Here is a 2,131-nt window from a genome sequence, read left to right on the forward strand (position 1 = left end):
TAAGTTTGGCAGTATGGAGTGTTCTTGAGTAGCTTTCAACATCTTCTGATAAGGATTGGTTCTTCTGATGGGACATACAATCTTGTATTTTTTCATAATCCTTCGGATTCGCTTCAGGTTATATATAAGTTGAAACTGTCCCTCTAATGTCATCTTAATCTGACGTGCACCCTTTTTGCGCCGTTTAAAATCAAATGCTTTTAAGATATTTTCTTTTAATATTAAATCTTCTTTTTCTCGTCGATCTCTTCTTTCCTGAGATTTTTGGGAAAAATAACGATAATAACCTGAGCGTGATACTCCAGAAATCCCACATAGGAAACTCACCATATTTTTAAGCTTATACTTTTCAATCACCGAACGAATTAAAAGAAACCTCTGTGCAGCAGAGACTTTTACTCGTTTTTCTCCAGCCCCCTTTCCATAATATCTAACTTTTTTAATAACTCGTTCTCAGCTCTCAATAATTGAATTTGAGCTTCTAATCTAGCATTCTTTTCTTCAAGGGAAAGCTCCTTCTTAGTTGGTCTCCCCAGATTATCTTTACGCGTATCCCTAAGACCCAATACTCCTGATTCATTAAAAACAGTTCGCCATCTAGAAGCAGCCCTTTGAACTCTGACGATACCAAGGACTTCAACATCAAAACCATTCTCCTCAAAAATCTGTCTTGGTAATTTTCCATTCTCATTTTCAGCTATAAAAATCCTTTTAAACTCATCCGTGTACGTAATACTCTTTGAACTTACAGACTTGACATAAGGATTATTGGATAGTTTTTTCATTTCCATTTCATTAAAGAATTTTTTTGGCATTTGTTTATTCTCCGATTTCCTCATTTTGATTCATTATATATAAAAGTACCCTATAAAGCAGACCTTTTTTAGTGTCTACTCTATAGGGTACAGTTTAATTACTGGTTGACCTTTTTTATTTAGGATTTATTCTAACGGTAGCCAGGGTAGAACGTACGGGTGCGTGGAACAATGATTCCGTGAAGTAAACTGTTCACCCCCCTACTTGTAGAAACATGTTTGAGGCTGGTTGGGACTTGGATCTCGTATAACAAGCGAAGCTATGATACTACATGAAGGAGCAGGGGTACTGGTTAGAAAGCAGAGGAGGATAAAACGATATGAATCCAGTTGTTGGGTTAGATATCGCAAAGGGTGAAAGCCAGGTTCAGGCGTTTTTAGATAAATCTAAACCGTATGGAAAGAGCTTTTCTATCAAGCATACACGAGAGGAATTAGGCCGTTTGATCGGCTTTTTAAAAGGGATGGAAATCATGGCTGGGCAAATGCCTATGGTGATACTAGAATCTACAGGTCATTATCATACCCCCATCATTCCATACATGGAGGAACAGGGATTCTCTATATCTTGTTAAATCCCATTATTTCTCATCAAGCAAAGAAATCTACTTTAAGAAAGGTGAAAACGGACGAAATCGATGCGTATCAGTTATGTGTGCTGTATTACAAAGAGGAATTTGAGAGAAGAAATAAAAAAAGCGGCTGTCAGTTAAAACAGCCGCTTTTTTGATGGCTTCCATTAAAGTATTCCAATATGTTCATGTTTTATTCCTACACTCAATGGTTTCAATATGGATAGATTTAATGAAGGATGCATATTTAGTAAATAAATCCATCATAAAAAAGTGTTGCTATAGGGATAAGAATGAGTTATATTATTAGTCCGTCGTTAAAACAACGGCGAAAAAAACAGTGAAATTCAAATACAGATTTTCATTATGTTAATATAATTATTTTTGGAATATTATTGACTTTCTGTTTCTAATCATGTTATATTAATCGTCCGCCATCGATAAAGATGGCATAAATGAAATGAATTTGATTCTGTATCAATGATTTATTGAAATGATAATTAGATAAAATTTATTGACTTATAAAACACTGCATGATATGATGATTTAGTTGCCTTTAACGGCAGTGAAGAAAATTGATCTTTGAAAACTGAACAAAATCAATAAAAACGTCAACGTTTTAAGCAAGAAACTTCTATTACAAGATGCCCGTCATCTTGTATAGAATCAATTGAGCAATCAAACACTTTTTGGAGAGTTTGATCCTGGCTCAGGACGAACGCTGGCGGCGTGCCTAATACATGC

1 rRNA gene and 2 pseudogenes are annotated in these 2,131 nt (G+C 35.2%); 2 read left to right on the forward strand and 1 reads right to left on the reverse strand.

Features of this window, described 5'->3' with window-relative positions:
* Positions 1-815, reverse strand: a pseudogene (locus tag NLX67_RS22505) (HTH domain-containing protein); the annotation flags it as partial.
* Between the two features lie 320 nt (positions 816-1,135).
* On the opposite strand from NLX67_RS22505, the pseudogene NLX67_RS22510 reads away from it, so the two are divergent.
* Both NLX67_RS22510 and NLX67_RS22515 read left to right on the forward strand, forming a co-directional pair.
* Positions 1,136-1,527 (forward strand): annotated as a pseudogene (locus NLX67_RS22510) (IS110 family transposase); the annotation flags it as partial.
* A 546-nt stretch (positions 1,528-2,073) separates the two neighbouring features.
* A 16S ribosomal RNA gene (locus tag NLX67_RS22515) occupies positions 2,074-2,131 on the forward strand; the annotation flags it as partial.

The sequence above is a fragment of the Domibacillus sp. A3M-37 genome (genome assembly GCF_024213455.1).
Classification (GTDB): domain Bacteria; phylum Bacillota; class Bacilli; order Bacillales; family Domibacillaceae; genus Domibacillus; species Domibacillus tundrae.